This is a genomic window from Phyllobacterium sp. P5_D12, from assembly GCF_054049495.1.
Window position 1 is genome coordinate 1 of the sequence record NZ_JBFUMG010000491.1, and the last position, 3349, is coordinate 3349.

At 57.8% G+C, this 3349-nt stretch carries 3 protein-coding genes; 1 reads left to right on the plus strand and 2 read right to left on the minus strand.

The features are described 5' to 3' along the window. Positions 1–947, plus strand: a 947-nt coding sequence (locus ACXJ5O_RS22310) for a HoxN/HupN/NixA family nickel/cobalt transporter (RefSeq protein WP_457301803.1), incomplete at its 5' end; no start/stop codon positions are given. 8 nt (positions 948–955) lie between these two features. Here the strand turns inward: ACXJ5O_RS22310 and ACXJ5O_RS22315 are convergent. Together ACXJ5O_RS22315 and ACXJ5O_RS22320 are read right to left on the minus strand one after the other, a co-directional pair. Continuing rightward, complete coding sequence (locus ACXJ5O_RS22315; protein ID WP_457301804.1) at positions 956–2476, minus strand: ethanolamine ammonia-lyase reactivating factor EutA; 1521 nt, start codon at positions 2474–2476, stop codon at positions 956–958. Between the two features lie 13 nt (positions 2477–2489). Continuing rightward, positions 2490–3349: hypothetical protein (locus tag ACXJ5O_RS22320; protein ID WP_457301805.1), on the minus strand; the 860-nt coding region annotated here is incomplete at its 5' end.

A 3349-nucleotide genomic window follows, 5' to 3' on the forward strand; every position in this document is an offset into this window, starting at 1 on the left:
GGATTGCCTTCTCCGATCGCCCTTCATTGCTGGGGACTGCTCTTCTCGCCTACATGTTCGGTCTGCGCCATGCTTTCGACGCCGATCATATTGCCGCGATCGATAATGTCGTCCGCAAGTTGATGCAGGAGGGCAAGGCGCCTTATTCGGTCGGCTTCTTTTTTTCCCTTGGACATTCAAGCATCGTCGTCATCGCTTCCCTGATCATCGCCGCGACTGCCGCTGCGATGCAGAGCAATCTTGAATCGTTCCATCATGTCGGTGGTGTCATCGGCACGTCCGTGTCGGCCGTGTTCCTCCTCGTTATTGGCCTGGCCAATCTCTTTATCCTGCGGGGTATCTGGTCGGCCTTCAGCCGTGCGCGCCGCGGCGAGAAAATTGTCGACGACGACCTCGACGCACTGCTGTCGGGAAGAGGGCTTATCGCTCGCATCTTCCGGCCGATTTTCCGCGTGGTTTCGCGGTCCTGGCATATGTATCCGATCGGCTTCCTGTTCGGGTTGGGATTCGACACCGCAACGGAAATCGGCCTGCTCGGGATTTCGGCAGCGCAAGCGACGCAGGGCATGTCATTCTGGACGATCCTCRTGTTTCCTGCACTCTTCACAGCGGGTATGTCGCTCATGGACACGACCGACAGCGTCCTGATGACCGGTGCCTATGGTTGGGCGTCGATCAATCCCATGCGGAAGCTCTGGTACAATCTGACAATCACTGGAGCTTCCGTCGTCGTCGCTGTCTTTATCGGCGGCGTGGAAGCGCTTGGTCTGATCAGCGACAAGCTCGGTCTCGAAGGATCGTTCTGGCAGTTCGTTGGAGGACTGAACGATAATTTGGCCAATTTCGGTTATGCAGTCGTCGGGATATTCGTCCTGAGCTGGATAATTTCCGTCATCGTCTACCGCGCCAAAGGCTATGACAATCTGCACGTCGAAGTATCGGCGTGAAACTTTTCTCACGCCGGTTCGACTGGTTCGAGACCCTTGTGGCCAAGGCCCATGCTGGGAAATACCAGTGACTTTATGACGACGGGCACAGCGCCGGACGTTTCGAGCATGGCTCCGATATCGATGAAATCGAACTCGTCAAGTTTGATGCCGTCGATCGAGATGATCGAATTGACGCCGTCCGCACTGACGAAATGCATCCCGACCAATCCTCCGACATCGCTGTCACCGACGAGGATCAGGGGTTGGCCTTTGGCAAGGATCTGTGACAAGCCCTCTCGTATCCCCCTACAGAAATCATCGAGGCGCCTGTAGCTTGCCGATCCCTGCCATTCGTAGCAAATGGCCACAGGGCTGTCGCCGTGGGTCAAATCGAGCCGTGCCAGTGCTTCCTTCACCATTAAGCCAACACGTTCGGCGTCGATATCATCATCGAATGCGAATGCGGGCTTTATGACGGGAACATTGCGAACGGGCAGGGCAACGAGTGGCCTGACGAAGATCGTACTGCCGCTGACCTGTACAGTATATTGCGAGGCGCCGACGACGGTCGCCCGGATACCCTGTTCGGGACGTTCAAGGCGCGGCCTCCAGTCGTCGAGCCGCTTGCGCAATTGCCGGGCCAGCAAGGGTCCGAGATCGCTGAACCCTGCATTGGTATCGGCATAGAGAAATTCCGAAACGCCGCCGGAAATCGTGACTATGTCCGGTGGTGGTCCCTCGGGCAGGGCAGGCAGGCGATGGAGACCAGCGGTTTCGCTGCGCATTGCGCCACCCTTCATAGCTTCGAACAGGTGGTCGACCATGGACGCCGCGAGTTTTCCGGCATCCTCGGGCGTGAGAACCGCGCCGAGCACCAACGCCACGCCTGCTCGCTTCGCAAAATATTTGCCGGCTTCTTCCAACCGCGTAACCCGCCGGTCAGTATCGAATGCGACGACGCGCGCACCAATGTCGATGGCGCTGATATGGCGGATGGCGCCGTTTTCGCACAGTGCGAGTTTTGACGTGCCCCCACCGATATCGACGTTGAGCACGCGCTGGCGCGTTCTGCCGGATAGAGCAACCGCGCCAGACCCGAACGCGGCCAGAGTGGTTTCCAGACCGTCCCCCGCGCTGACCACGACAAATTTGCCTGTCTGCGCCGAAAAGATTTCGCCAATGGCGCGCGCATTGCTGCGCCTGACGGCAACGCCGGTGAGGATGAGCGCCCCCGTGTCGATGTCCTCGGGCTTCAGGCCGGCGGCTTCGTACTGGGCCTCGAAAAACGATGCGAGCGCGTCGGCGTCGATAGCATCATCGCTGCGATAGGGCGTGAGCAAAACATCGGATTGATGCAGAAGCGTCCGCTCGACTACCATATAGCGCGTATCGAGACGCTCCAGCACGATGCGGGAGAAGGCGAGGTGAGACGTTGATGTTCCAATGTCGATACCGACACTGGTCAACTGTATCTCATCCTCAAGTTCCATACTGCGGCCGATATTAGAGAAGAATATCCGGCCGCCTTCCTCTGGTTCCTCTGACATTGAAATTAGCTGCTCAGACGACGGTGGACATTTTTTTCGTCGTGTCATCCGGCGTGACGTACCATTCCGGCTTCATACGGATTTCGACCCCATTGCGGTTCAGCTTCTCCTCATATTCCTTGCGGATATAGGGGTCCTCCATCCAGTACGGGATAGCCGTGCCGCCTTCATTGACGTCGATTGCGGTATAGTCGGTGTGCTTTTCACCAGGAGCGCCGGGATCGCGGCCAGGATTATGCGGGCCGAACCACGCCATCAGGCGGAAAGGCTCCTTGGAAACACTGAAGTGCTGATGATACCAGCGCGCACCACCCGGGGCGGCGGACACCATGCCGAAAGGACCGTAATCAAGGCGCTTGATCTTGTCGGCATGGCCATCCCTCCAGGGATTGACGCCGTATTCTTCGGGCCAGGTATAGGTGTAGCCTTCGCCTTTCAGGCAGATCAGAATTGCCGCCGACGTATGTGCGTGCGCTTTCGAATAACGGCCATTCTCATGCTGGCCGATCCAGTAGTAGAAGGTGTTGTTGGTCATGAACGGCTCAACGCGGCGGTAACCTGGCGAGCGTCTGTTGTCGAGCGGCAGTTCGCAATTGACGGCGTCTGGCATGAAGTTGGTCCGCCGCATGGCGAGCCCGCGAACGGGATCTGGCTCGATTTCCTCGCGATACTTGTAAAAGTCGTCGGCTCCGGAAAAGCGGTCGCGGAAGACATATGGGTTATTGAAGACCGCATCGGCATTCTGGATCTGGTTGAGAACATTCGGCGCGGTCGTGCCGCCAAGCAGAAGTGCCGGATTATTGGTTGCGTTGACGATCCGGTGCATGGCGTTCATCGGTATCGAGAACATCGACCCTTCCTGCCATTCGAAGA

Coding starts and splice junctions, on each gene's coding strand:
- ACXJ5O_RS22315 (WP_457301804.1), bottom strand. CDS start 2,476: ATGTCAGAGGAACCAGAGGAAGGCGGCCGGATATTCTTCTCTAATATC.